Origin of the sequence: Paraburkholderia sp. RL17-373-BIF-A, from assembly GCF_046030175.1 — a bacterium.
Lineage (GTDB): Bacteria > Pseudomonadota > Gammaproteobacteria > Burkholderiales > Burkholderiaceae > Paraburkholderia.
The window spans coordinates 14,598-38,531 of the sequence record NZ_JARESO010000068.1 but is presented as its reverse complement, the minus strand read 5'-3'; the positions used below and the strand labels follow the sequence as shown (position 1 = coordinate 38,531).

Below are 23,934 nucleotides of genomic sequence, written 5' to 3'. Positions count from 1 at the left end.
CGCGTTCGTGTCGTTTAACACCTTCGTAAATGGGCGGCGCCACTCGAGATGTTCGCGGGCAAGACGCGCCCAGAACGCTTGGTGATCCTGGCCAGCCTCGGCAACGAGGGCGCGATAAGCCTCCATGCCGTCGATGCTGGCATGCCGGGCGAGCGGAATTTGCGACGCGGCGGCGTTGGGTGGAGCGGTATCGATGGTAGACATAGTCTCCTCACATGAGTCATGAAGGCGGTGAAGCGCGAAACGCTTTACCGATGAGGGCGGGCTTTTGTTGGCCATGAGGCGCCGGCGCCTGCGTTCCGTCGTTTGCGGTTCGCGGCGAATCAGCGTGGGTGCAGGGCGACTATGACCGAGTGGCGGGCGGCGCCATTGATGCATATCAAGCAGGGGGAAGAGCGCCGCGCGCGTTCATGGCAGGAGTCTCGCGAGCAAGAGGAAGCGCGATCGCAGTGATGCAAACCAATCGCAACATCAACGCAAGGACGATGATGACTTCTTCTTTCGTCGCCCACCAGTCGTCGTGACTAACAGCGCGCTGCTCTCGCGACAGACGATGATCCACATCAAATCGCTCGCGGCGTCCTGGCCATACTTTTAAAGAGCAGGCGAGTGGTCTGCAACGGCACGTCGTGCAGTTGACCGTGAAAATGGGCAGGCAGAAATGGAAAAGCGGCGGCTGACAGCTTGTGCGCTGCTGAAGGCGGTGTTGACATGAATGAGAGTTTGCGCGTTGCGGGTCTCGGCGGCGTCGATCCCCACGACGATGCGCGCGCCGTGCGGGCATGGCGGTGGATGCAGTGGGTGCTGTTTGCCTTCAGCGTGCTCGCCATTCCCGCGTTCTATTTCGAACTGGCCGCTGCATCCGGGCTTCATCTGGCGGGCCGTGCGCTCTACGCCTGCATTTTCGCCGGATTCGCGACGGTTCTTCTCCGCATGGCCTGTCTCAGCCACAAACCGCAACGGTTCCTCAGGCGCAATGGGTACGACGTTCTGATTGCCGTGGCCGCAGCGGCCAGTGTGGCGCGGGGCATCGCGCCGTGGTCGTCGGTCGAATGGGTGTTGCGCATCATGTTTGTGGGGCTCGTGGCGGTGCGCATCGTGGTGTCGTTGCGAAGTTTTTTCTCGCCCGGTCGCCTGTGGTTGCTGCTGCTGACGGCCGCATTGCTGCTCGCGTCCTCGGGGGCGGGGTTTTACTTGCTCGAGCCGAGTGTGCATACGTACGCCGAAGGCGTCTGGCTCGCTTTCGAAAGCAGCGCGACAGTCGGGTATGGCGACATGGCGCCGACCACGCCCGCATCGCGCGTTTTCGCGGCCTTCGTGGTGTTGCTCGGCTACGGACTCCTGTCGCTGGTTTTCGCCAGCATTGCGGCGATGTTCGTCGAACAGGAAGAGCGGATCTTGAGGCGCGAAATGCATCGCGACATCAAGGCGCTACGCGGCGAAATCGCCGCGCTGAGAAAAGACGTACAGACGCTGGGCGGCGAAACGCGCGCTGCCGGGGCGCCAGTCGAACCGCTCAAGCTAGCGGCGTCTCATCCGGACGAATCGCGCTGATTGGTACCTGGGCGGCGATCCTGAAGCCCTTGCCGAGCGCGCTATCGATTGTCAGTGTGCCGCGCAGCAGGCGCACCCGCTCCCGCATGCCGAGCAAACCGAACGAGCCGCGCTTGCCAGCGTCTTCCACTAAGGTTCCGCAGCCATTGTCTGCGACATATATCGCGCAGAGGTTGGCGTCGCTCGATATCTCGACCACCACTTCGCTTGCCTGCGCATGCCGGGCCACATTCGTCAGCGCTTCCTGCACGATGCGATAGAGGTTGGTGGCCGCGAATGACGTGAGGTCCGCGTCATCGATATTGATGCGCAGTGCGGCTGCCACTTTGAAGCGGTGCGAGAAATCGTCCACCATCCACTCGAGCGCCGCGCCGAAACCGAGATCGTCCAGCATGGGCGGCCGCAAATTGGCGGCGATGCGGCGCAACGAGGCCATCATGCTGTCGATCTGACGTTGCAGTTCGCCCGCCGCGGCGATTCCGGCTTGCTGATCGCTGCTGCTCGCGGCGAGGCGCGGCTCCAGTGCGGCGATGCCCATCTTGAGCGCGGTGAGTTGCTGGCCGAGATCGTCATGCAGCTCGCGGGCAACGCGCCTTTGCTCGTCCTCGCGCGCGAGCTGCATCTGCGCGGACGTCTCGCTTGCGTGCTCGAGTTCGGCGAGCCGCATGCGCTCGGTCATATCGCGGGTGACCTTGGCAAAACCCAGCAGGGCGCCGGACGGATCATGCACCGCCGTGATCGTGACGTCCGCCCAGAACCGCGAGCCGTCGCGCCGCACACGCCAGCCCTGATCTTCGGCCCGGCCTTGCGTGGTCGCGAGGACCAGTTCGCGGCCCGGCTTGTCGGCGGCGACATCTTCAGGCGTATAGAAGATCGAGAAATGTCGGCCAATGATTTCGTCGGCCGCATAGCCCTTGATTTTGCGCGCGCCGCTGTTCCAGCTCGCCACGCGTCCCGCCGGATCGAGCATGAAGATCGCGTAATCCTGCACCGCGTCTATCAGCAACTGATAGCGGTCCTCGAGCGGCACGTCGGAATCGTTCGCCGCTCCGGCACTGCGCTTTGCATCGTTCCAGTTGAAAACCACCTGTATCTCCGACAAAGGGTGTGATTTGCGAACGGTCGGTTCAATGCAGGATAAAGCAGACAAGCTACTGTACGCCGAATGATGCCGCTTCCGCCGACTCTTGTCAGCATGTTTCGCCCCGGTGAACGCATCGCGAAACGGCCCGACGGACGGCGCAAAGCGCACACGTTCGTGGCAAGCCGACTCGCGGTTGATTCAGGTCAACCGGCTTCAGACGGCCGCGTCTACATTGAACGCACTGCTGCCGCGCCTACGTTCGCCGCAGCCTTGCTGCACGCACGCGGACCGCTTCATCATGTCAGGAGATCCATCATGGCAGACAAATCCGTCACACCGTTTGACCTTTACCGCTCGAATCTTTCGTTTGCCATACAGATTCTGGGTATCAGCCACGAAGCCCGACAGGAGGCCTGCGAGTTCGAGATGCAGCGCATCCGGCGCGACCTGGCGGCGGCGCATGCCATTCGCAATGCGGCCTCGGCCGCTCATGACTGGAGCGAGTTTGCGGCGTCTTACCAGGCTATGGTGCGCGATTACTTGGCGACCACCACGAACCTCTGGCAGCAAGGGCTGGGCTCAGCCGTGCGGCTCCAAAGCGGATGCAGTGAAGGCCTGCGGGAAGCGTTGGCGACCTGGCAATCGAGCTGGAGCGAGCAATGGCCGACGCATGCCCCCATGAATCCGGTCATGCTGCCGTGGCAGGAGTGGCTGCAACGCACGCAAAGCATGATGGTGGCCATGCCTTACGGGCGAGCAGCGCGCGGCGACGCCCCCAGCCGAGATACTCCGGCCAATTCGGCGAATTCGGGCGGATCGCCGGGCTCCCGCGGCCGTGAGAAGCAAGGGGAACATCATGTCCGCTAAGCGCGTTGCCTTCATCACCGGTGGCATGGGAGGATTGGGCGCCGCGATCAGCCGGCGTCTCCACGATGCGGGCGTGGTGGTTGCCATGTCGCATTCCGAACGCAACGATCATGTTGCCACCTGGCTCATGCATGAACGCGAGGCCGGTCGCCATTTCGTCGCGTATGAGGCCGACGTTTCCAGCTTCGATTCTTGCACGCATTGCGCTGAGCGGGTACTCGCCGAATTCGGCACAGTGGACATTCTGGTTAATAACGCAGGCATCACCCGCGATTCGACCTTTGCCAAGATGAACAAGGAAGATTGGGACAAGGTGCTGCGCACAGATCTCGATTCCATGTTCAACATGACCAAGCCGATGCTCGGTGGGATGCTCGAACAGCAGTTCGGGCGGATCGTCAATATCAGCTCGGTGAACGGCGCGCGCGGAGCGTTCGGGCAAACCAATTATGCTGCGGCCAAGGCGGGGATTCACGGCTTCACGATGTCTCTCGCGCTGGAAGTGGCCAGACACGGTGTGACCGTGAACACGGTGTCGCCCGGCTACCTTGCCACGGCGATGACCGCGGCCGTCCCAAAGGACGTGATGGAAACGAAGATCCTTCCGCAGATCCCGGTGGGGCGGCTCGGTCAACCGGACGAAATCGCCGCCCTCGTGGCCTTCCTCTGCTCCGACGACGCCGGTTTTGTCACAGGCGCGGATTTTGCCATCAACGGCGGGATGCATATGCGATGAAGAAAGACAATCTGGCGAGTGTCAGGCAAATTCCGGATAAGGCAGCGGCGCTTGCAGCGCACGAGGCACTCTGCGGCACGGCTTCCGCCGCGTGCCGCCTAATTGCCGGAAGAATGCCCGCCGTAAGGCGGTGACGGCCTTTACACCTAGGTGGACGGGATCGGCCGCACGGCGCAAAACCTGTCACCCAAAACGGAGTCGACGCGCGTGGCGCATGCCGCGCATCCGCGCATCCGCGCTATGTCGCTTCGATGTGGAACCGATGTGCCATCCAGTCAGTCCGGCGACCACGAACCACCATCCACTAAGCGAATGAGGAATGGCGGCCCGTCGATGCCCCTGTGCGACGGACGTCGTCTCCCTCCGATGCGCCCCCGCTACCCATGCGCCACTTCCGGCGCCGTGACCGTTTGCGGTTCGCAGAGCCGTCGCAACAGCTTCAGCCAGTAGTCGAGACGGGCAAAATCCGCTATTGGCACTTCCGTATCGAAGCTCACCGTTCGCTCCATTTCTTCGGGCGAAAGCGGGTCCTCGTTCGCCAACTGCCGGATCAGCACGAGCGGGTCGGCGTCCGATTCCGCGTAAGAAGCGGCGGCACGCGCCTGCACACGCTGTTCGAGTTGACGCGCGCGCGCATGGAAATCGAGCAGAAAAACGGGCACGCCAAGCGTCTGTGCGAGTGCGACGAAGCGGGTGCGGTGCAGGCGTTTGAGAAAGGTCGCGTCGACCACCGCGGGATAGCCGGACACCAGCACTTGTTGCGCTAGTTTCCGCAGCAGATCGTAATGCTGATCGATGGAGTGGGCCGAGTAGGTCTCAGGAGGCAGAGGCCGAGGATCGACCGGGACGAAGGGGCCGTTGCGTTTGCGTTCGACGTCACTCGACAGCCGCACGGCGCCGATCAGACTCACTAGCGCTTCGCTCGCCACCGATTTGCCCGATCCGCAGTAGCCATGGCATAGCAGCAGGTAGGGCCGCCGCGGCGTGGCTATACGCTCGATCAGGTTAAGGTACGGAGCGGCTAATGCGAGGCCGTCATCGTGAGGGTGCTTGCGCGCTTTCAACAATGCCACAAGGGCGCGCACCAGCGCGCGATACACCATGTAGTAACGCAGCGCCGGCAGCGCGGCAAAATCGCCGGTACGTTGCAGCCAGCCATTCAGCAGACGAGCCGCCAGGTCCTGCCGGCCGTGCGCCTGCAGGTCCATTAAAGGAAAGCTCAGGTCGCTGGCGACGTCGATCCAGCGCAACGCGTCGTCGAATTCAATGCAGTCAAACATGAGCACGCGCTTGCCGCGGCGCACGATGTTATCGAGGTGCAGGTCGCCATGGCACTCGCGTACAAAGCCGCCTGCGCGGCGCGCTTCGAAATAGCCGGCAAGGCGTTTGCCTTCGCTCTCACTCCAAGCGAAGATTCGGGGAGGCAAACGTGTGCCGCTTTCCTGCTCGAGTGCCTTGAGCACGGTTTGCATCTGCTGCTGAACAAACGTTGCCGCCCCGAAAACCGCGCGTGGTGGCGTGCGTGCCGCGTGCCGATGAAATGAGGCGAGCTCGCCAGCCAGTGCGTCTATTTCTGCGAGGCCAAGTTCGCCGCGTGCATGCAGCGCTGTCAACAGTTCCTGCTCGTCGAAGCGTCGCATCCGGACGGCGTGCTCGGCCACGCGACCCGTTCCCTCTGTCCGGTACGTGCGCCCCGTGCGCGCGATCGTTACGACGCCACAATAGAGTTCACGCGCGAGCCGACGGTTCAGTCTGAACTCGTCATCGCATGCGCGTTGGCGCACGCTGGCTCGAGTGAAATCCACAAAACCAGGATCGACGCGTTTTTTCACCTTGTACGCGTACCGGCCCGCCAGGTACACCACTGATATGTGCGTTTCGATCCGGCGGATCCGGCCCGCCGGGTGCCGGTATGTGCTGGGGCGCTGCATCGCGCGGTCGAGCGCACGCCAGCCGCGCTGTGCGAGCCGTTCGCGTTGCCGTGTGTGCATGGGCAGATGCTGCCCCGGTGAAAGGTGAGCGGCCATGGTCGTCTCCGTCGAACAATCCTGGACTCAGGATAGACGCGGACCGCCGTGGTCACTTGACCGAAATCATACTTTCTGACATGTAGGCCTGCGATGCGGGTCGCTTGATACATGTCAATCGGTGCCTCACAACCGAGCCTAAAGTCAGTGATACAGCATGCTTGATGCGATGAGCGAACATCAGTGAACGCCCAGCATCGAAACGCGCTGGAATGCACCGATCCCGGCCAGCAGGTTCTGCGTGGAGCAGCGCGGGACGCGACATGCAACGCCAGTTTGTATCTGTGATGTCATTCACTAAGTCAGGAGCAGGACGATGAGCAACTTGACCCGATTTGATCAATTTACGCTTGAGCCCATGTCGGAACTTTTCCAGGGACTGTTCCGGCCGTTACGCGGCGCGGGCGGCGAACAGTCCCTTGCCGACATCAAGGTCGACGTGACCGAGAGCGATAGCGGTTACACCGTAAAAGCTGAACTGCCGGGCGTCGAGAAAAAGGATATCGACGTGAAAATCGACGGCAATCTTGTTTCCATCAGCGCGAAAGTCGAACGGAATCATGAAATGAAAGACGGCGAACGGGTGATTCGCCGGGAGCGTTATACGGGCACCGTCAGCCGTGCTTTTTCATTGGCGAGCGAAGTCGATGAGAGTTCTGCCGCGGCTGAATACAAGGACGGGGTGCTCTCTCTGACGCTGCCGAAGAAGGCGCCATCCGAACGCCAGCGCCTGCAGATCAACTGATCTCGCGTCGCGCGGCGCACGGCAGTCCTCGTGAGCCGCACGACGCCGAATAGCTATATGCCAATGAGGAGCACGCAATGAAGTCGGACATCGAATTGCAGCGGCAGGTTGAAGAGGAGCTGGGCTGGGACCCGGCGGTCAATGTAACGGACATCGGCGTCGAAGTGCATGATCGGGTCGTCACGCTTTCCGGCCATCCGTGCAGCTATGCCGAGAAGCTCGCGGCGGAGAAGGCCGCGCAACGAGTGGCGGGGGTAAAGGCGGTCGTCGTGGAGATGGATATCCGCCTCCTGCATACGGACGTACGGACGGACGAAGAAATCGCCAACGCGGTTCGCACCATTCTGCATTGGACCGTGGGCTTGAGCGAAGAGGCGGTCAAGGTGCAGGTTGAGAAAGGCTGGGTGACGTTGCGCGGCGAGGTCGACTGGGCCTATCAGAGTCATGTCGCCACGCGCACGATTTCGCAGATGCGTGGCGTGACAGGAGTCTCGAGCCTCATCCAGATAGGCGGCGACGCGGCCGCGGAGGATATCGGCGAACAGATCGGCAAGGCGCTGCAGCGCCACGCCGAACGCGAGGCAAAGCACATCGGCGTGAAGGTGCATGAGGGAACGGTCACACTCACGGGCACGGTTGACTCGATGGCGGAGCGCTCGGCCGCGCGCGGTGCGGCGTGGTCGGCGCCGGGTGTGCACGCGGTAGTCGACAATCTGACGGTGGGATAGACATGCTCGCGCGATTCATTTCGACGGCGTATCAAGAAGGAGCGACTCATGACGATCTCGGGTAACGTGGGCGACGGCGACTGGTCGGTCTCCGCAACCACTCATCGTACGGCAGGCGGCTTCGACTGCTCGATCCAGCTCAGCCATCACATGCCTGAGGGAATCTTCAAACACGAGTTCACGCACAGCAGTATTTTTCCGACGGAGCGCGAAGCCATCCTGGCGGGATTGCGCGAAGGTATGGACTGGCTTCGGCTCAAGATGTCAAATACCCTATCGCTCCAGCCGCACGAATGTCCCGTTGACCCGGAGTGATGTCTGTCACGCGCCCCTGGTCCATCGCTTCGTGCGTCCGTCTTTTCGCGTTCGACCGCACGAAAATCCACCATGACGTCGTCATAGGACGGCGTCAAGCGCGAGGCGGTCAGGCCCTCGCGCGGTTTCCTTTCAATTCCTCCGCTCGGCCGAGCTTTCAATCGTCAGGCGATGCGGCCGTTCTTCAATTCGGTGAAAACATGTAGGATATTGTCCAGCCGATCGGGATGAGCCGCGCACGAACCGGCTTTTAGCGGGCAAATTCCGGTGATTCCTGCAAGTCCCCTGCGTGTGCCGATAATGGAGCCGCGCACGGTATCGCGCTGAGCACCGCTGCACACGGTTGAGAAGATTGGCAGGCCGAAGCCATCAGCGGCAGTCCCCTTTCAGCGCGACGGCGCCGCGGCGGCGCGCCGTGCCCGGTGCGTGAGCGACGTCAGTCGGTCCACTGCTCGCGCGGCGTATGCATCCAGTGCAGTAACAGGGTCGCGGCGCCGAGCATGCCGCCGACATGCGCAAAATGAGCGATGCCGCTTTGCGCGCCCGCAATGCCGAGCAGGAGTTCGAGTACACCGTAGCACGTGGCGAACAGCCAGGCGGACATCGGCACTGGCGGAAAGAGAAGGATTACGCGGCGGCGCGGAAACAGCAGCGCGTAGCCGACCAGCAGGCCGAACACACCTGCCGAAGCCCCGATAGCAGGTACCCGCACCGTCGCATCGGCGAGCCCGACCAGCAACTGCAGCAACGCGCCGCTGATTACGCTCGTGCCGTACAATAGTATGAGATACCTGCGGCCGATGGTGGTCTCCACGTCACGTCCGAACATGTACAGCGCGAACATGTTGACGGCGAGGTGCATGAAGTTCGCGTGCAGAAAACTGTAGGTCAACAACTGCCACATGTGAAATGGCGGGATGCCGTTGCCGCCCGCCGGCCAGAGCGCGAAGAGTCCAATCAGCCGGCCGGGATCGAGTTACTCGACCAGAAACGCTGCGGCATTCAGAACTATCAATAGAATGATCATGGTGCGGTGCCCGCGAAATTCTGCTCTGTCTCAGACTCGTGCTCCGAGCCATGGGCTGCATACGCAATGAGCGAGGGCTCGCCGCAATGGGCGAGGATCGCGTTCTGTGCGGCGTCGCGCAGCCTGCCCATAGCGCCGAGGTCGGCCCCGTCAGGCGCGATGGGCGGCAACACGGCAACCTTGACCGCCCCCTGCCGCGGCATCCAGGTATCGTCGGGCAACACCGCGCGCAGTCCGGCTAGCGCCACCGGTACGACGGCGCGCCCACTGGTGCAAGCCACCCGGAATGCACCCAGGTGAAATGGCCGCAGACCGGCGCCTCGGCCGAATGTGCCCTCCGGAAAGAACAGCAGAGGGCTGTCGCCTCCCGCCTGCTGCACGAGGCGCCGCTCGTCTTCGACGCTCCCGCGATATTCCCGTCGCTCGACGAAACAGGTGCCGATCGCGCGCAGAAGACGGCCGGCCAGCCACTGGTGCTCCAGGCCGCGTTTCGCGACAAACCGGACGGGCTGCTGCAATATGGCAAGCAGGATCAGGCCGTCGAGGTAGCTGCAATGGTTGGCCACCATGACAACGTTGCGCATTGCGGCCGAGCGCGCATCGATCTCCACGTCGATATGCCCTCTCGAACGACACGTCGCGCAACTGGCGACGGGCAGCCAGCCTCGCCCGACTATTTTTGAGGCTGACGAGGCTGCACACCGGTGTCGAGCCAGCCATCATGGATCAAACGCTCCGTCTGCCCAGGGCTGTGAAAATAACCGGCCGTCGCCGATGGGCCGCGAAATTCAATGTGGCCTACCTGACGCTGCGGCTGTTCGCGACCGTCCTCGTCCACAATCCGCACGTCCACGCTGTCCAGCGCTTCGTCGCAGCCGACCACTTCAACCGCGTCTTCACCGGATGGGACGGGCAACGCTTGCCCTGTCCCGAGCGCGGTGCGCTGGATGCGGTCCACATGCAGTCCGCGGCCGGGACGCGGAAAGCTTAACCCCAGGGTGTTTTCCGCGAGCCCGTAGACGGGCGTCACTGTGCGCGCGTCGAAGCCATACCGACCAAAGCGCGCCGAAAACGAGCGCAGGGTGGCGGCGCTGACCGGCTCGGCGCCGCAAAAAGCAAAGCGCAGCGACGACAGATCGAGACCCGCGAGGCAGGCTTCGTCGAGGTGTTGGACACAATGCGCGTAGGCGAAATTCGGCGCAGCGGTGAGCGTGCCACGATATCGCTGGATCAACTGCAACCAACGTTCCGGACGTGCCAGAAACAGTCGGCGGCATCACCACAAGCGGCATGCCGAAGTACAGGGGGCCGAACCACGCGCCGATCAGCCCCATATCGTGGTAAAGCGGAAGCCAGCTGACCAGCACGTCGCTGGACGTGACCTGCATGCGCGCGCCCATTGCCCGGATGTTGGCGAGCAGGTTGGCGTGCGTCAGCATGACGCCTTTCGGAACGCCGGTGCTGCCCGACGTGTACTGGAGGAGCGCCAGGTCACCGGCTGCCACGGGCACCGGCGTTTCGTTGCGGTCGGCGCCGATCTGCGCGGCCGTCAGCACAAGCTGCAAGGCAGGCACATGCAGCTTCAGAAGACGGCCCACGCCGGCCACCTCAGGCGAGGCGATCAGCGCTTTGGCGCCGGCATTCGAGAGCACGGCTGCGTGACGCCGCACGTGCTCTTCGATCTGCGAGACGTGCGCAGGCGGATAGATCGGCACGGGAGCTGCGCCGCTCATCAGTATTGCGACGAACGAGACGAAGTAATCCCAACCGGTCGCCAGCATGAGCGCGACGGTGTCGCCCGGTCCAATGCCGCGGCTGCGCAGACCCGAGGCCGCCGCGGCGGCGAGCCGATACAGATCACCGTAGGACAACTCGGCAGGCGTGATGCCGTCTTCGAGAAAAATTATGTGGGTGCGCTGCGGATGCCGCTCGACGTGCCACTGCAATACTTCGATCAGTGTCGTCGCCTCGAGCGGAGTGTCGGCGAGAGGCGAGGTCGGCGCTGGAATCCGCTCAGGAACTGACGGCTGATTGCTGGCGGCAGCCACAGGCGCCGTTCCGCGTTCGATGGCCTGCACGAGATCGGCGGGTGTCAGGACGTTTGAAAAAGCGTCGAGCGGCACGCGCACATGCAGCGTTTGCTCGATCCGGCTGAAGAGCTCTGCGCGGGCAAGACTATCGAAACCCAGATTCCGCTCGAACTGCGAGTCGAGATTCACGGCGCTCGAACGGGTCGCGCCCGCGTGGGTTTCGGCACAGAGCGCTGTAATCACGCCGAGAACTTCGGCTGCGAGATGCGCCTCGTCGAATATTTGATTGATTTCCATCGCGGTCGAGAAGACAAACGGTATGCCGACTATTCGACAGCAGATGGCCGGCGTCGGTTTGATTTGAGTCAAGCGCCGGGGCGCTGTCACAGCAGACGGATCGGCAGGTGCATGCAACGCCCTTCGAGATGATCCATGTCAAACGACAGGACGTCGTGCCGGCCTAATCTCAAATCAGACGGGGGCTACCGGCATCCGGATACTGACGGCCGAGACGGGCGTCCCGCGAATTGAATGATCCTAACTGTTCAGGAGGGTTACCATGCGCGCATCCGATGTCATGACCAGCAACGTTATATCCGTCACACCCGACATGTCCGTGCGAGAGGTCGCCAGAATTTTTGTCGACAACGGCATTAGCGGCGCGCCGGTCCTGGATTCCGACGGCCATGTCGCCGGCATGATCAGCGAAGGCGATCTGCTTCGCCGTACCGAAATCGGCACTGACGAGCGCACGCGAACCTCGTGGCTCGATCTCTGGTCCGCGAGCCATGAAGCACGGGATTACATCAAGACCCACGCGGTGAAAGTTCGCGATGTGATGACCACCGACGTGGTGACCGTTCAGCCCGAAACGCAGCTCGGTGAAGTGGCCGGCATTCTCGAGACGCGGCGCATTAAACGTGTGCCCGTGACGAATGCGGGGCGGCTCGTGGGCATCGTGAGCCGGGCCAATCTCGTCCAGGCGCTGGCGAGCGTACCGGATGAACCGGCATCGGATGTGACGCTCTCTGACGGCGAGATCCGCGCGATGTTGATGGGCGAACTCGCGGGTCGTAAGTGGAGCTTCGCCGGACGTAATATCGTCGTCACAGACGGAGTCGTGCATCTGTGGGGCATCTTCCATTCGATGGAAGCCGTCGAAGCGGTTCGTGTTGCGGCGCAAACCATACCCGGCGTCAAGCGCGTGGAGGATCACACCGAGCCTTATCCGGCGATGCCGGGCATCTAGCAGACGGCGACCGAAACGGTTCGGCATTCAACTTTGGAGGTGTGATGGCTCAGATCATTCCCGAGCAATGGCTTGGTATGGAAACCAACGGCTTCGATCAACTGTTCGGCATCACGACTCGGTGCTGCGACGCTTTTGAACGGCTTACCGCGTTGAATCTGCAGGCGGTCCGATTTGGCCTCGCTGAAACCCAGGAGGCTCTCGCGCGGACATTCGCCGCGGACAATCTGCCGGAACTTCTGTGCCTGCCGACCTTGCTTGCGCCTGTGGGATTCGCCCAGGCACTGGCGTACAGCCGGCAGTTCTTCCAGATCATGTCCAATCTCCATCGAGATTCCACGCCGCCGCAACCAGTTGGCACGGTTAGGCAGCGGCATCTCGCGGACAGCCTGATCGGCAGCCTGGCCACCCAGTCGCTCGTACCGTGCGACGTGCTGGCAGAGCCGGCGATGTCTTCGACCTCTCCGGCGCCCGCAGCCGAAAACGCGGCAACCGCGACAACTAAACGCGGGAAGAGAGGGGCGGACAACCGGAGAATACAGCCGATGCATACGGAGTAGCGGCCTTGCGTCGACGCCCATGCCGCCGAGTGGGACGCGTGATCCGGTGCGTCGGCGCGGCTGCCTTGGCCCAACCGGACTCGCTCGAACTTGGTGGTCCGATCGCTCAGGATTCCATCGAAGCCGGCGTCGAACACGCGGGACGGCTCTGCTGGCATCAGGTTTCCTTAAGGTGTGGTCGTTAGTATCGGTTCGTTTCGGCGGTGTATTTTCCGGCTGTCGATTTGAGAGTTTTTGGCCGCGCGCGTCGTCAATCCAATCAATTCCTGGGCGAATCGAGGAGCACGGATGGATAAGGTCTCTGAAATGCGGCTTCCTGCATATGATGCAGTGGCGCGGACGCTGCACTGGCTAACGTCCGTCCTGATCGCGATGCAGTTTGTGATTGGCTGGACGATGCCCGATGTCCACAAGGGCACGCAGCCCGTCGGCCTGATAGCCTGGCATGTCGGCGTCGGATCAACACTCATCGCCGTTATGCTGGTCAGGGTTCTGTGGCGATTGACCCATTGGCCAAGCCCGGAAGAGTTGCCGCCGTTGCTCAACACAGTCTCGCGCATCACGCATTTCCTGCTCTATGCAGCCTTGCTGGTTGTGCCACTGCTTGGCTGGATCAACGCATCTTCGCGCGGCTGGACGGTCCGCTTGCTGGGCCTCGTGCCATATCCGGCACTGAGCGAGCCGGACTCGGCTTTCGGCCGCGAGATGGGTGATGTGCACGGCATCCTCGCATGGGTGCTCTTTGCGCTTATTGGTCTGCATGTGGTCGCGGCGTTATTCCATCGCTTCGTTTTGAAAGACCACGTGTTGCAACGGATGCTGCCCCAGGCAGGGCCGCCACGCCATCCGGCGCGAAACCAGTGAGAACAAGTTTCCGCGAACCAGCAGCGGGACTGTTGCGATGGATAAGATGTTGGCTGTTTCAAAGCGTGGCGATTCACAACGAATTTGCCCTCGCTTCATACTGAGGCGGGCGTGCGGCACCGTGTGTATATGCGGTGCAATCAATGGTATTGCCAATTGCGCGAGATTGTCATGAAACCTCGCGGCTGGGCAGTGATTGCGGTGTGGGGCGACAGAGCACCCGTTATTCACCCGAGTTCGATCAGCTCAACGCGTGGGAATTCAAAGCGCACGCCGGATTCCTTCGAAAGACGGACTGGTTGGCCGCCCGAGGGGATAAAGAGGTTGGTTCCGTCAGCTTTCTCACCATGCACCGTAAAGTCTTTGTCCCGATGAACATTGGCCATGCGATGCTCCATTGCCGGATCCGGAGTATCCCTCCGCCTCATGAGCGCAACTGCTCCTGCTTGCGCAGGGCTTCCCGAAACTGCGTCAGGCGCGCCTGATATTGCGCCGCATCGCCATAGGCCAGGAAGCGTTCGTATCTCGCATGGGTACCCAGCACTTTGTGGGCGTGTCTAATGGGGCACCAGTACTGCTCCGTACAGGCAGCAATCTCTGTACCGTATGCGAAGAGGCCATTTGCATATTCGCAATACGCGCAGTGAAACTTCTCCATGAAGTTCAGATGGCCGAGTTGCCAACGATCCATCACGATGTAGTCGGCACGTTTGACTTTAGCGATGCCGTAGATAGGAAAACAGATCGTCTGGTAAGTCGAAATGCAAAGATCGAGAAACACCAGCGGCACAATGAGCCCATAGACGAACGGTGCAGCGAAGAAATTTTGAAGGCGGCTGTCGAGAATCCAGCGAACGATGCCCGCTTTCGACTCGCGATGAATCTTGCCAACAGCGTCATCGAATTCAACTCGTTGGCCCGTGATCCGATAGAAAAGCTTGGTTTCCCTTTGATACAACTCGGTCTGCAGTTCCGACTCAAGCGCGCCGATCTGATTCAAAAGATGCTGTATTCGCTCGTCCACACGAACTCCGTTGCGGTTAAGAGATGGGGCTGCGTGGACAGCAGCCGGATGCTGCAACGACACGGCAGCATCCGGCCGTGCGCCGCTTAGCTAGCGCTGTTTCCCGACTGCGCCGCCCCGACGGCCTTGCTGCGCTCCGCGCGCGCTTTGGCAACCGCCTGATCGCGGACTTTGTTTGCTGCTTTTAATCTCGCGTGATAAGCGGCATTGGCGGCACGGATCTCGTTTCTCATCTGGACGATGCTGTCGGTGCTTTCTGCCGTTTGCGCGCCGGGCGCAGACGCGCTTTGCGCCCAAACCGGTGTTGTGCCCAGCGTCGCCAGGGCGATTGATAGAGCCAGGATGCTTCGTTTCATACTGTTACCTCCGGGAGATATGGGGTTGGTATCTGTTGATACGAGAGGCGAGTTTTGGTGCCAGCCTCGCAGCGGGCAATAGCCTGTCGATCGGACGCAGCCAGTCTGCGAACAGGATGTCCTTGACGGTCCAATGACACCGTCGCCGTCTATTGAGCGCGCTGTGTGTCTGCAGACGTTGACCAGGATCAATCAATGCGACACCAGTGACGGGAGCGTATCTGAGCGGCTTTTAGCGCGTTATGACGCCGAAAATCCGACTGTGTGCGGTGTTACCGCTCGCCGCTACGCCGCGCAGTTCTTCCGTCACCGTCACCGATACTGCAACTGCATGTTTGGCGATGTCGGTCGGCACGATGCGTCCATGAGTCTCGCTAATAATCTCCGCTGCAAAACAGGTAGAAGGCGAGCAATGCGGTCAGCAGGCCGAGATATCTGCCGGCATGTTGCAGCCACGTGTACCCCGTCCATCCTCCTGCTGCACGCACGTGAAATGTGATCCACATCTCCAGCGATATGGCTGCGGCCACGAGGGCGCGATAAGCGTCTCTGCCGGCGATGGTCGCGTGTCCGGTCGCTGAGGTCCGCGCCGGTATCGCGCCGAGCCGGAGCGGATTCGATGGTGAACATCCAGTGTCTCCTCACATGAAAGTCAAGGATGCGACAACGTCTGAAACGGCAGAGCGCTTGGGGGAGACTCACGGCGGCCGTGGTACGGGTGCGTGCGGATGGGGCGACTATGACCGTGCAGTTGACGGTGCGGTTGGTTCACATCAAGGGAAGGACTGAGGGGGAGAGAAGCCGGCGCTTGATGCAAATCAATCGCAATACCTTCGTTGCGTCGATGATGAACCCATCATTGACGGCTCGTGCATGTCGCGCCTTTACGGAATCACGCGCATCGAGCCAAGGGAGGAATCATGGTTCGGGCAGAACCCAGAATCATTCTGGCAGCGGCGGCTGTTTTCACGGCATTGGCAGGGATGGGAGCGACTATCCGCGGCCTGCTGTTCGACAGTCAAGCTTTTATCCACTATGGCGCGCTGGCACTGATTCTGGGCGTCGCCAGCTTCGTTGTTCTGCTGATGCCTACGACTGGAGACGACACTTAGCTCCTCGCGCGTAACGCGCGTGCCCACGTCGGTGCCCGCGCTTTCGCCGCCCTGAGTGCAATCCACCATGAAAGGCATCCTCCGACTCGCGTTCAAGCTGCTTGTCAACGACAGCGCCAAATTCACGGCGCTGCTCGTCGGCATCACCTTCGCTGTTTTTCTGATGGTCGAGATGACGTCGTTGTTCGCCGGCATCCTGAACAAATCGTCTTCCACCGTCATCAACATCGGCGCGAAGGTGTGGGTGATGGACCCGGCGGTGCAGACCATTGCGAGCAGCATCGGTATGCCGGCTTACGTGCTCGATGCCGTGCGCAGCACCGACGGCGTGAAATACGCCGTGCCGCTGTATTCAGGCTCGGCGCTCGTCAAACTGCGCGACGGCACTTATCAGGCGGTGAGCGTGATCGGCCTCGACGACGCCAGCCTGTTTGGCTGGCCGATCATGAAGCAGGGCAAGATCGAAGACATCTACGCCGAGAACGGCTTCATTGCGATTGATGATGCGGAGTTCGTCAAACTGAAGAACCCCACGCTCGGCACGGATTTCGAACTGAACGACCACCGCGGCGTCGTGGTCGGCATCGCGACGGTGGCAAGCAGTGGTCTGTTCGGCACGCCGACGCTCTACACCACCTACAAACGCGCCGTGACCTATATCCCGACAACCCGCTACACCACGTCCTACATCCTCGTCGAGCCTAAGTCCGCAGCCGATATCGCGCATATCAAGAAGGTGGTGCAGTCGCTAGGCTACGTGGCGTTTACCAGAGACGAGTTCATGGCGCGGATTTCACGCTTCTACAAGTACGAGACCGGGCTCGGCACCAACATCATGCTGATGACCATCATCAGCTTCGTGGTCGGACTGTCCATCTCGGGACAGACGTTCTACACGTTTATTCTTGAAAACCTCGAGAAGTTCGGCGCGTTGAAGGCCATGGGCGCGAAGCGTCATGAGCTGGTCGCGATGATTCTGTTCCAGGCCACGTTCACGGCACTGACCGGCTACGGCCTCGGCATCGGATTGTGTGCCGCGCTGATCAGCCTTGCGCGGCTGCGCATTCCAGACTATGCGGCCATCATTACTTACGGCAATCTCACCCTCGCCTCCGGCATGGTGGTGGTGATCGCCGCCATGTCCAGCTACCTCGGTATTCGCCGTGTACTGCGAATCGAACCATTCGATATTTTCCGGGGTTAGCATGAAGAACTTTGCCATCGACGCGCATGCGCTCACGAAATGGTTCGGCGAAGGCGACGCCCGCACCTGTGCCTTGCGCGATGTATCCGTCCAGGCGAAGTTCGGCGAGATGTTGCTGATCGTCGGCCCATCCGGCAGTGGCAAGACGACCCTGCTCAGCGTGATCTCAGGCATCCTGCGGCCGGACAGCGGCGACGTCGTGGTGGATGGCGTGGACCTCTGGAAGCAGGCCAATGATGCGATCGCCGACTTCCGTCTCAACCGTATCGGTTTCGTGTTTCAGGACTACCACCTGTTCGCGCGTTTGACGACGGCCGAGAACGTCGCCATTCCTCTCATCCTCAAACGGAAGCCTTGGGACGATGCCATTGCGGAAGCGCTCAAATATCTGAAGATCGTCGGCCTCGAGAAGCGCGCCCAGTTGCCGCCGGTGAAGCTGTCCGGCGGCGAGCAGCAACGCGTGGCAATTGCGCGCGCCATCGTCAGCCAGCCCGACATCCTGATCTTCGACGAACCGACCGCCTCGCTCGACGGCGACACGGGCCGCAGCATCATCGAGTTCGTCAAACACCAGGTGCTGAACGAGCATCGCTGCATCGTGATCGTTACGCACGACAGCCGCATATTCGATTACGCCGACCGGATTCTGCGCATGGAAGACGGACAACTCAAAGGGATCGAGGCGGGGGGCGCGAAATGAAGCGCAAGCTGATTTTCATCTTCGCGTTCCTGGGCTTCGTCGCGGGTTTGGTGGCCGCCTACGTGTACGGCGTGCAGCAGTCCCCTCAGCCACCGGTCTTCAACCCGGCGTCCAATCCGTATGCGCACGGTCTGTACGCTGAAGGCATTGTCGAAAGCGATCAGCCGGCAGGCGAGAACATCAACGTTTATCCGAACGTCACTGGCACGGTGACGCGAATCGCCGCCCATGAAGGCGAGGCGGTGAAAGCAGGAGAAGTGCTACTGACGATCGACGATTCGGTGCAGCGCGCCACGGCCGCTCAACTGGCCGCTCAGGCAGACGCCGCGGCAGCCATGCTCGACGAGCTGAAATCTCAGCCGCGCAAGGAAACCCTCGAGGTGGCGAATGCCCAGGTCGGCGCCGCTGCGGCGAGCCTCAAGATGGCCCAGGACCAGTACGACAAGCAGCAACGCGCATTCGCGATCGATCCGAAGGCGGTCAGCAAGGACACGCTGGACAACGCTGTAAACGCGCTGAAGGTGGCCCGCGCCAATCTCGACGTCGTGACGCGACAGTATCGGCTTACCCAGGCGGGCGCGTGGATTTACGACATCCGCAGCCAGCAGAAACAGGTCGATGCGCTGCGCAAGGCAGCCGCCTCCGCCGACGCACTGGTCGCTCAATACACCATTCGCGCCCCGAGCGATGGCACGGTGCTATCGGTCAATGCCGCGCAGGGCTCGTATGTGTCCTCGCAAGGTGTCTATGAACCGTACGCGCAAGGCCAGGCGCCCGTGCTGGTGATCGGTGCGCCGAACGGGCAGCTGGCCGTTCGCTGCTACGTCGACGAAATCCTGATTGACCGCTTGCCTGACCCGCATGCGTTGAGAGCGCGCATGTTCGTGCGCGGCACGCACATCGAAGCGCCGCTCGAATTCGTGCGTATCCGGCCGTACGTGACACTGAAAATCGAACTGTCGGACCAGAGGACCGAGCGCGTGGATGTGCGCGTCCTGCCGGTCATTTTCCGCGTCGCCTTGCCCAAGGGCGCACGCCTTTACCCAGGACAGCTAGTCGATGTTTACATTGCCGCCGGATGACGCGCTCCGTGCGCGCAGGGTCGATCGTCTACGCCGTTTCTTGCGGCGCGCCGGTGCCGTATTGCTGGCGCTTCTGCTAAACGCCTGCAGTGTGGGGCCCAACTTCTCCCGGCCACCGCCGCCCAAAGTGAGCCAGTTCGTGCACGGCGACGCGCTTCATTCATCGCTGGCAGCGGCGGGCAGCGTGCAGACCTTTTCGGCGCAAACCGCCGTGCCGGCGGACTGGTGGACCCGCTTCGGTTCACTGGCTATCGACAGCGCTGTCGACGAAGCGCTGACCGGCAACGCGACAATCGAAAGCGCGCAGGCGGCGCTCCGTCAAAGCGACGATGAGATGCGTGCCGGCGCCGGTGTGTTCTTCCCGCAAGTCGACGCCGGCTTCGGCGCGTCACGGCAGAAGTATTCGACAGCGCGTGTCGGCGGCAGTCAACCCTCGACACTCTTCAACCTGTTCACGCTGTCGGCCAGCATCAGCTATGCGGTGGATATCTGGGGTGGGCACCGGCGTATGGTGGAAGCGCTATGGGCGCGGGCCGATGCGCAACGTTACACCGTGCTCGCCACCTATCTGACGCTGACCGCGAATGTAGTGAACGCAATGATTGCGCGCGCGGCCTACCGTGACCAGATTGCGGCGACCCGTGAAATGATCGACCTGCTGCGCGAGCAGATCCGCATCACGCAAGCTCAGGTCGAGGCGGGCGCGAGCGCCTACGCAGCAGTGCTGACGCTCGAAAACGAACTCGCTACGCTCGAGGCCTCGGTGCCTGCGCTCGACCAGAAGCGCGCCCAGGCGGAGGATCTGCTTGCGTCGCTCTGCGGCATGCTTCCGGCCGACTGGCGTGCGCCGGAGCTGTCGCTCGCCGACATTGCCTTGCCGCCAACCTTGCCCGACACTGTGCCGGCCTTGCTCGTGCAGCAGCGGCCGGACATCTTGCAAGCAGAAGCGGCGTTGCATGTGGCGAGCGCTGATATCGGCGTCGCTACCGCTAACCTGCTGCCAGGCATCACGCTGTCGGCGTCGGGCGGATACGACAGCACATCGATGGGCGCGCTTTTGCACCGATCGGGTCAGGTGTGGGCGGTTGCCGCCGATGTTACGGCGCCGGTCTTCCACGGCGGGACGCTCTGGTTTCAACGCCAGGCTGCGCTGGATGCCTACTCGCAGACACGCGCCTCTTATCGGCAGGTCGTGCTGAACGCTTTCGCTCAGGTGGCGGACACGCTGCGCGCGCTGGAAAACGACGCGCTTGCACTCGAAGCGCAAACCCGGGCGCGGGATGCCGCCGCCGAAGCGCTGCGGCTCATCAAGGCCGATTACAGTGCCGGCACAGTGGGTTATCTACAGATCCTGATCGCCGACAGCCAGTTTCATCAGGCGCGTATTGCGTGGCTGCAAGGGGTGGCGCAGCGGCTGCAGGATACTGTGGCGCTGTATGCGGCGCTAGGTGGAGGATGGGACAGCCCGCAATGAGCCCACACGATCGCCCGACGAATGATTCGAGCGTCACATCTGCCATCATGTGAAGCGGCTCATAAGGCGCGACGCACGCCGTGCAGCGCGATCGCGAGTCGGACAGTCACACTGTGTTGCGGTGACGGTTTCGTCTCAGGGATTGTCGTCATCGGCGAAGATGCCGTGTTCCGGTTGCACATCATCGCGATCGATACACTGCGCGTGCCAATGGCCGGTCATGAGCGTTCTGCCTTCATCCGCACACCACTGCGCACGTCCTGTATCACCTTCGAACGGACCGTCAGAAGCGTTCAGATCGAGTCCTTCGAGGACGCAATAGGGCGTCGAATCGTGCGGCCCGCACACGAGCGCGTTGCCGCAGTCGACGTGCAAGGTGCCCCAATCGGGCAGTTCCAATCCCATATGGCCCTCACGCGACCATCGACGTGTTTCTTTGTCGAGCCAGAGGATGACAAATGCCATCGGATTGACACGGTCGAACGTGTCGAGATGGATCGTGATGCGCATGAGATTCTCCGTACGTGCCGCGTTCATGGCAGTGAGCAAGACAGTCATTTCATTGACTCAGGACCGCTGGATCAGCAAGTGGGCGTCTTCGGGCGTGATTGGTCCGCCGCGTTCCTGCGGCAATGGCATTGCCATGTCGCACTTTCAGTGTAGTGTTGGAGGCGCCACCTCGATTGACTCACGTCAAGTGGCATGCGCGTGGACCAAGGTATCGGCTTACCGACGTCTGCCCTATCAATCACTTGACTCGACCCCAAGCATGTTTGCGTGACGTGAAGACGACCTGCTCGCTGCGTTCAATACGCACCGGCATCCGATCGACCAGGTTGCACGGAACCTGCTGCATGAAGTAGGCGACAAACCGGACATGGTGCACAGTGGCTATTTACGGTTCTGCGAGTGACGCAGGCGGCGATTGGCGGTCTGCGGGTCTTCCCGCTACGATAATACGTCGGCGAGCGGACGCCGCGGCGAATGGGGCGCCTGTCCATCGCGGCCGATGCGTATGAGCAGTTGCGGCATGCCGTCCAGATTCAGGGCGCTGCGCAGCCGCTCGCGCAGCGGCGTCAATTCGATCGGCTGATTCAGATAGGACGCCGTCATACCGCCTCCGGCAACAGTCAATAGCACCCGTTCGAGCGCCTGGCCGGCGGCGAACCACGCGGGGGCGTCGTCGGTTCCGGTGGCAATGCATAGCAGTAACGGCGAGCCGACGGCCAGCGCGTGATGCGCCGCGGCCACGCCGCCACCCACGTCGAACGTGCGAATCACCGAGCTGACGAGCGGCACCGCGAGATCGAGCAAACCGCGCATGCCGGTCGACAGCGCGGGCATGCCGTCCTGATTGCGCCGCGGATGCACCCAGCTGGCGAGCTCCCGGCGAAATCGCGGATCCTTGAACTGCGCCTGATCGGCTTCCCCGATCAGCGCGGCGAGATTTTCGCGGCTGGCGCCGCTTTCGATGCAGACAATGTCGCACCCTTCCGCCGCGCCAGCCTCCACGACCCGCCGTTGGAATTCGGATGGCACGGGTTCGTCGACGAAGATCTCGCGAGTCGTGACTCGCTGCGGGATCGCGTCGAAGAGCGGGACGAGGCTGATGTCGCAGCGGCCCTCGCGCAAAATGCGCAGATGCGCCAGCACGTCCACGTCGGCCGGCGCGGGAAACGGCGTGATCGCGTAAGCCAGCCCGAAGTGGCTTAATGCAACGCGCAGATTGAACAGTGCCGCACCACAGCTGATGATCAGTTCGCGATCGAACGGATCGACGACCGGCAACGCTCGCGTGCGGTCGGCACAGAGTGTCACGCAGTCGCCGTCGACGATGAAATGCCAAGGCTGCGTATTGTGGTTGGACGGCGCCAGCACCGCATAGCGAAGCGCAAAGCGCAATTTTTCTTCAACGCCGGCATGCTCGTCGAGCTGCCGTGCGTCGACGGACCATGCCGTTGGCTGGGAAATCGCGTTCATTCAGGGTCTCCTTCACGCGTGTCCGGTGTACTGCCTCGTCAAACCATTTTTGCGCCGCCTTGTCACATCTCTTCCGAGCGGCATACCGGGAATGATGCTGAAACCGGGTGCCGGGTCGCAGGGAATGCCCGCGATCTCGCGGTGGCGCAAACTAGACGCGCGCGAGGCCTTCCATATCGAGAATCCTGATCTGCTTGCCGTGCGTATCCACCAGCCCGTCTTTCTGAAATTTGGAGAACATCCGGCTGACGGTTTCGAGTTTCATTCCGAGGTAGCTGCCAATCTCCTCGCGCGTCATGCGCAGATGAAATTCCGCCGGCGAGTAGCCACGTGTCTTCAGTCTGCTCGACAGATTGAGCAGGAATGCGGCGACTCGCTGGTCGGCGGACATCGTGCCGAGCAGCATCATCAGGGTCGCCTCGCGGACGATCTCACCGCCCAGCAGCCGATGCACATGCTGCTGGAGCGTCTTCACTTCGCGGCACATCGTTTCGAGCAGATGAAAGGGAATGATGCAGACTTTGCTGTCTTCGATGGCGAGTGCATCGCAGCTATGCCGTCCCGAACACACGCCGTCGAGGCCCATCACGTTCCCGGCGAGACTGAAACCCGTGACCTGTTCGCGGCCGTCGCGGTGCATGACGACAGTTTTGAACGAACCGGCGCGCACCGCATAAATGCTCTGGAACGAATCATTGGCCCGATATAGTGATTCGCCGCTTCTGATAGTGCGCGAAGGGCTGATCAGGGATTCCATCCTGTCTGTCTCCGCATGCGTCAAGCCTTGCGGCATGCAGAACGCGTGCATCGCACAGGCGGAGCAGCTGGCGGCCGTGCGGGCCTTGGCTGACGTTGCAGGCGCGAAAATTTTCAATGCCGGCAGCGGGGCGCGCGCGATCGGCATGATTTCTGGATATTCGGCGACGTCAGACATGGTGTGCTCCAATTTAGTAGAGGCCACGTGCGCAATGCGCGCGGGCAATTAGCTTTATCGTGTTGCAGGCAAGATCGAATTCGCTCGTCTTGTCGAGAACTACCGCGCGCCGCTTCCGAGGCAAGCGTGTCCGAACCACACACTGCAATGATTCGTTAGCGTGATCGTGAGCTCAGCACTGTCGATCGAGCCCAGGTGTGCCGCCATCCGCTGCCTCAGAGAAATCGCATCCTCGACGAGGAACAGGCGCAGGGCGGGCCGTGAGAGGCTGGAGGTCATGGA

The 23,934-nt window shown here is 61.7% G+C and carries 26 protein-coding genes and 2 pseudogenes; 14 read left to right on the top strand and 14 right to left on the bottom strand.

Annotation, left to right across the window (positions count from 1 at the left end; genetic code table 11):
- A partial coding sequence (locus P0D80_RS42135; RefSeq protein ID WP_408292628.1) for an acetyl-coenzyme A synthetase N-terminal domain-containing protein occupies positions 1 to 204 on the bottom strand: 204 nt, incomplete at its 3' end.
- A gap of 507 nt (positions 205 to 711) precedes the next feature.
- On the opposite strand from P0D80_RS42135, the gene P0D80_RS42130 reads away from it, so the two are divergent.
- On the top strand, positions 712 to 1,554 hold the full coding sequence (locus tag P0D80_RS42130) for a potassium channel family protein (RefSeq protein WP_408292626.1): 843 nt from the start codon (positions 712 to 714) through the stop codon (positions 1,552 to 1,554).
- On the opposite strand, the gene P0D80_RS42125 is transcribed toward P0D80_RS42130, so the two are convergent.
- Positions 1,517 to 2,641, bottom strand: coding sequence for a PAS domain-containing sensor histidine kinase (locus P0D80_RS42125; RefSeq protein ID WP_408292624.1), 1,125 nt, complete (start codon positions 2,639 to 2,641; stop codon positions 1,517 to 1,519). The genes P0D80_RS42130 and P0D80_RS42125 overlap by 38 nt on opposite strands.
- Positions 2,642 to 2,953: 312 nt before the next feature.
- Here P0D80_RS42125 and P0D80_RS42120 point away from each other — a divergent pair, with 312 nt between their 5' ends.
- Together P0D80_RS42120 and P0D80_RS42115 are read left to right on the top strand one after the other, a co-directional pair.
- On the top strand, positions 2,954 to 3,505 hold the full coding sequence (locus P0D80_RS42120; RefSeq protein WP_408292621.1) for a hypothetical protein: 552 nt from the start codon (positions 2,954 to 2,956) through the stop codon (positions 3,503 to 3,505).
- Entirely contained in the window at positions 3,495 to 4,241 is a 747-nt protein-coding gene (locus tag P0D80_RS42115; protein ID WP_408292619.1) for a beta-ketoacyl-ACP reductase, read from the top strand. The genes P0D80_RS42120 and P0D80_RS42115 overlap by 11 nt, the downstream gene beginning before the upstream one ends.
- Positions 4,242 to 4,618: 377 nt before the next feature.
- Here P0D80_RS42115 and P0D80_RS42110 read toward each other — a convergent pair whose 3' ends face one another.
- A complete protein-coding gene (locus tag P0D80_RS42110; RefSeq protein ID WP_408292617.1) occupies positions 4,619 to 6,268 on the bottom strand; it encodes a bifunctional aminoglycoside phosphotransferase/ATP-binding protein in 1,650 nt (549 codons plus the stop codon).
- Positions 6,269 to 6,584: 316 nt separating this feature from the next.
- Between P0D80_RS42110 and P0D80_RS42105 the strand changes: the two genes are divergently transcribed.
- From P0D80_RS42105 to P0D80_RS42095, 3 genes are all read left to right on the top strand, one after another.
- On the top strand, positions 6,585 to 7,013 hold the full coding sequence (locus P0D80_RS42105) for an Hsp20/alpha crystallin family protein (protein WP_408292615.1): 429 nt from the start codon (positions 6,585 to 6,587) through the stop codon (positions 7,011 to 7,013).
- A 77-nt stretch (positions 7,014 to 7,090) separates the two neighbouring features.
- Positions 7,091 to 7,741 carry a BON domain-containing protein gene (locus P0D80_RS42100; protein ID WP_408292613.1) on the top strand — a complete coding sequence of 217 codons (651 nt, stop codon included), beginning with the start codon at positions 7,091 to 7,093 and terminating at the stop codon, positions 7,739 to 7,741.
- Between the two features lie 48 nt (positions 7,742 to 7,789).
- Complete coding sequence (locus P0D80_RS42095; protein WP_408292611.1) at positions 7,790 to 8,056, top strand: UDP-glucose 4-epimerase; 267 nt, start codon at positions 7,790 to 7,792, stop codon at positions 8,054 to 8,056.
- Positions 8,057 to 8,492: 436 nt separating this feature from the next.
- Here the strand turns inward: P0D80_RS42095 and P0D80_RS42090 are convergent.
- The 4 genes and pseudogenes from P0D80_RS42090 to P0D80_RS42075 form a co-directional block, all read right to left on the bottom strand.
- A pseudogene (locus P0D80_RS42090) lies at positions 8,493 to 9,083 on the bottom strand (rhomboid family intramembrane serine protease).
- Positions 9,080 to 9,694 (bottom strand): lysophospholipid acyltransferase family protein, encoded by a 615-nt coding sequence (locus tag P0D80_RS42085; protein ID WP_408292609.1) that lies wholly within the window; start codon positions 9,692 to 9,694, stop codon positions 9,080 to 9,082. The pseudogene P0D80_RS42090 and the gene P0D80_RS42085 overlap by 4 nt, the downstream one beginning before the upstream one ends.
- A 62-nt stretch (positions 9,695 to 9,756) precedes the next feature.
- Complete coding sequence (locus tag P0D80_RS42080) at positions 9,757 to 10,317, bottom strand: AMP-binding protein (RefSeq protein WP_408292630.1); 561 nt, start codon at positions 10,315 to 10,317, stop codon at positions 9,757 to 9,759.
- Positions 10,318 to 10,402: 85 nt separating this feature from the next.
- Positions 10,403 to 11,410 (bottom strand): annotated as a pseudogene (locus P0D80_RS42075) (AMP-binding protein); the annotation flags it as partial.
- A 262-nt stretch (positions 11,411 to 11,672) separates the two neighbouring features.
- Here P0D80_RS42075 and P0D80_RS42070 point away from each other — a divergent pair.
- The 3 genes from P0D80_RS42070 (at position 11,673) to P0D80_RS42060 (ending at position 13,786) form a co-directional block, all read left to right on the top strand.
- Positions 11,673 to 12,362 (top strand): CBS domain-containing protein, encoded by a 690-nt coding sequence (locus tag P0D80_RS42070; RefSeq protein ID WP_408292607.1) that lies wholly within the window; start codon positions 11,673 to 11,675, stop codon positions 12,360 to 12,362.
- A gap of 44 nt (positions 12,363 to 12,406) precedes the next feature.
- Entirely contained in the window at positions 12,407 to 12,922 is a 516-nt protein-coding gene (gene phaP, locus P0D80_RS42065) for a TIGR01841 family phasin (protein ID WP_408292605.1), read from the top strand.
- A 288-nt stretch (positions 12,923 to 13,210) separates the two neighbouring features.
- Entirely contained in the window at positions 13,211 to 13,786 is a 576-nt protein-coding gene (locus tag P0D80_RS42060; RefSeq protein WP_408292603.1) for a cytochrome b, read from the top strand.
- Positions 13,787 to 14,013: 227 nt separating this feature from the next.
- On the opposite strand, the gene P0D80_RS42055 is transcribed toward P0D80_RS42060, so the two are convergent.
- The 4 genes from P0D80_RS42055 to P0D80_RS42040 form a co-directional block, all read right to left on the bottom strand.
- Positions 14,014 to 14,172: a hypothetical protein gene (locus P0D80_RS42055; RefSeq protein WP_408292601.1), complete on the bottom strand. Its 159-nt coding sequence runs from the start codon at positions 14,170 to 14,172 to the stop codon at positions 14,014 to 14,016.
- A gap of 38 nt (positions 14,173 to 14,210) precedes the next feature.
- Entirely contained in the window at positions 14,211 to 14,810 is a 600-nt protein-coding gene (locus P0D80_RS42050) for a hypothetical protein (RefSeq protein WP_408292599.1), read from the bottom strand.
- 86 nt (positions 14,811 to 14,896) lie between these two features.
- Positions 14,897 to 15,166, bottom strand: a complete 270-nt coding sequence (locus P0D80_RS42045) for a hypothetical protein (protein WP_408292597.1) — start codon at positions 15,164 to 15,166, stop codon at positions 14,897 to 14,899.
- Positions 15,167 to 15,398: 232 nt separating this feature from the next.
- Positions 15,399 to 15,521: a hypothetical protein gene (locus P0D80_RS42040; protein ID WP_408292595.1), complete on the bottom strand. Its 123-nt coding sequence runs from the start codon at positions 15,519 to 15,521 to the stop codon at positions 15,399 to 15,401.
- 565 nt (positions 15,522 to 16,086) lie between these two features.
- Here P0D80_RS42040 and P0D80_RS42035 point away from each other — a divergent pair.
- The 5 genes from P0D80_RS42035 (at position 16,087) to P0D80_RS42015 (ending at position 20,738) form a co-directional block, all read left to right on the top strand.
- The gene (locus tag P0D80_RS42035) at positions 16,087 to 16,278 is read left to right on the top strand and encodes a DUF2964 family protein (protein WP_408292593.1); all 192 of its coding nucleotides are present in this window, start codon (positions 16,087 to 16,089) and stop codon (positions 16,276 to 16,278) included.
- Positions 16,279 to 16,345: 67 nt separating this feature from the next.
- Positions 16,346 to 17,482, top strand: a complete 1,137-nt coding sequence (locus P0D80_RS42030) for an ABC transporter permease (RefSeq protein WP_408292591.1) — start codon at positions 16,346 to 16,348, stop codon at positions 17,480 to 17,482.
- 1 nt (position 17,483) lies between these two features.
- On the top strand, positions 17,484 to 18,182 hold the full coding sequence (locus P0D80_RS42025) for an ABC transporter ATP-binding protein (RefSeq protein WP_408292589.1): 699 nt from the start codon (positions 17,484 to 17,486) through the stop codon (positions 18,180 to 18,182).
- Positions 18,179 to 19,264, top strand: a complete 1,086-nt coding sequence (locus P0D80_RS42020; RefSeq protein WP_408292587.1) for an HlyD family secretion protein — start codon at positions 18,179 to 18,181, stop codon at positions 19,262 to 19,264. The genes P0D80_RS42025 and P0D80_RS42020 overlap by 4 nt, the downstream gene beginning before the upstream one ends.
- Positions 19,242 to 20,738 carry an efflux transporter outer membrane subunit gene (locus tag P0D80_RS42015; protein WP_408292585.1) on the top strand — a complete coding sequence of 499 codons (1,497 nt, stop codon included), beginning with the start codon at positions 19,242 to 19,244 and terminating at the stop codon, positions 20,736 to 20,738. The genes P0D80_RS42020 and P0D80_RS42015 overlap by 23 nt, the downstream gene beginning before the upstream one ends.
- Before the next feature lie 135 nt (positions 20,739 to 20,873).
- Here P0D80_RS42015 and P0D80_RS42010 read toward each other — a convergent pair whose 3' ends face one another.
- The 3 genes from P0D80_RS42010 to P0D80_RS42000 form a co-directional block, all read right to left on the bottom strand.
- Complete coding sequence (locus P0D80_RS42010) at positions 20,874 to 21,248, bottom strand: DUF3564 domain-containing protein (protein ID WP_408292583.1); 375 nt, start codon at positions 21,246 to 21,248, stop codon at positions 20,874 to 20,876.
- Positions 21,249 to 21,686: 438 nt separating this feature from the next.
- Positions 21,687 to 22,718, bottom strand: coding sequence for an Acg family FMN-binding oxidoreductase (locus P0D80_RS42005; protein ID WP_408292581.1), 1,032 nt, complete (start codon positions 22,716 to 22,718; stop codon positions 21,687 to 21,689).
- Between the two features lie 151 nt (positions 22,719 to 22,869).
- Entirely contained in the window at positions 22,870 to 23,652 is a 783-nt protein-coding gene (locus P0D80_RS42000; RefSeq protein ID WP_408292579.1) for a helix-turn-helix domain-containing protein, read from the bottom strand.
- Positions 23,653 to 23,934 lie beyond the last annotated feature (282 nt).

Excerpts from the sequence above, each read along its gene's own strand:
- P0D80_RS42095 (WP_408292611.1), top strand. The coding sequence starts at position 7,790 with ATGACGATCTCGGGTAACGTGGGCGACGGCGACTGGTCGGTCTCCGCA.
- P0D80_RS42100 (WP_408292613.1), top strand. The coding sequence starts at position 7,091 with ATGAAGTCGGACATCGAATTGCAGCGGCAGGTTGAAGAGGAGCTGGGC.
- P0D80_RS42015 (WP_408292585.1), top strand. The coding sequence starts at position 19,242 with ATGTTTACATTGCCGCCGGATGACGCGCTCCGTGCGCGCAGGGTCGAT.
- P0D80_RS42020 (WP_408292587.1), top strand. The coding sequence starts at position 18,179 with ATGAAGCGCAAGCTGATTTTCATCTTCGCGTTCCTGGGCTTCGTCGCG.
- P0D80_RS42025 (WP_408292589.1), top strand. The coding sequence starts at position 17,484 with ATGAAGAACTTTGCCATCGACGCGCATGCGCTCACGAAATGGTTCGGC.
- P0D80_RS42060 (WP_408292603.1), top strand. The coding sequence starts at position 13,211 with ATGGATAAGGTCTCTGAAATGCGGCTTCCTGCATATGATGCAGTGGCG.
- phaP (WP_408292605.1), top strand. The coding sequence starts at position 12,407 with ATGGCTCAGATCATTCCCGAGCAATGGCTTGGTATGGAAACCAACGGC.
- P0D80_RS42115 (WP_408292619.1), top strand. The coding sequence starts at position 3,495 with ATGTCCGCTAAGCGCGTTGCCTTCATCACCGGTGGCATGGGAGGATTG.
- P0D80_RS42045 (WP_408292597.1), bottom strand. The coding sequence starts at position 15,166 with ATGAAACGAAGCATCCTGGCTCTATCAATCGCCCTGGCGACGCTGGGC.
- P0D80_RS42055 (WP_408292601.1), bottom strand. The coding sequence starts at position 14,172 with ATGGCCAATGTTCATCGGGACAAAGACTTTACGGTGCATGGTGAGAAA.
- P0D80_RS42010 (WP_408292583.1), bottom strand. The coding sequence starts at position 21,248 with ATGCGCATCACGATCCATCTCGACACGTTCGACCGTGTCAATCCGATG.
- P0D80_RS42110 (WP_408292617.1), bottom strand. The coding sequence starts at position 6,268 with ATGGCCGCTCACCTTTCACCGGGGCAGCATCTGCCCATGCACACACGG.
- P0D80_RS42005 (WP_408292581.1), bottom strand. The coding sequence starts at position 22,718 with ATGAACGCGATTTCCCAGCCAACGGCATGGTCCGTCGACGCACGGCAG.
- P0D80_RS42120 (WP_408292621.1), top strand. The coding sequence starts at position 2,954 with ATGGCAGACAAATCCGTCACACCGTTTGACCTTTACCGCTCGAATCTT.
- P0D80_RS42105 (WP_408292615.1), top strand. The coding sequence starts at position 6,585 with ATGAGCAACTTGACCCGATTTGATCAATTTACGCTTGAGCCCATGTCG.
- P0D80_RS42000 (WP_408292579.1), bottom strand. The coding sequence starts at position 23,652 with ATGTCTGACGTCGCCGAATATCCAGAAATCATGCCGATCGCGCGCGCC.
- P0D80_RS42070 (WP_408292607.1), top strand. The coding sequence starts at position 11,673 with ATGCGCGCATCCGATGTCATGACCAGCAACGTTATATCCGTCACACCC.
- P0D80_RS42030 (WP_408292591.1), top strand. The coding sequence starts at position 16,346 with ATGAAAGGCATCCTCCGACTCGCGTTCAAGCTGCTTGTCAACGACAGC.
- P0D80_RS42130 (WP_408292626.1), top strand. The coding sequence starts at position 712 with ATGAATGAGAGTTTGCGCGTTGCGGGTCTCGGCGGCGTCGATCCCCAC.
- P0D80_RS42035 (WP_408292593.1), top strand. The coding sequence starts at position 16,087 with ATGGTTCGGGCAGAACCCAGAATCATTCTGGCAGCGGCGGCTGTTTTC.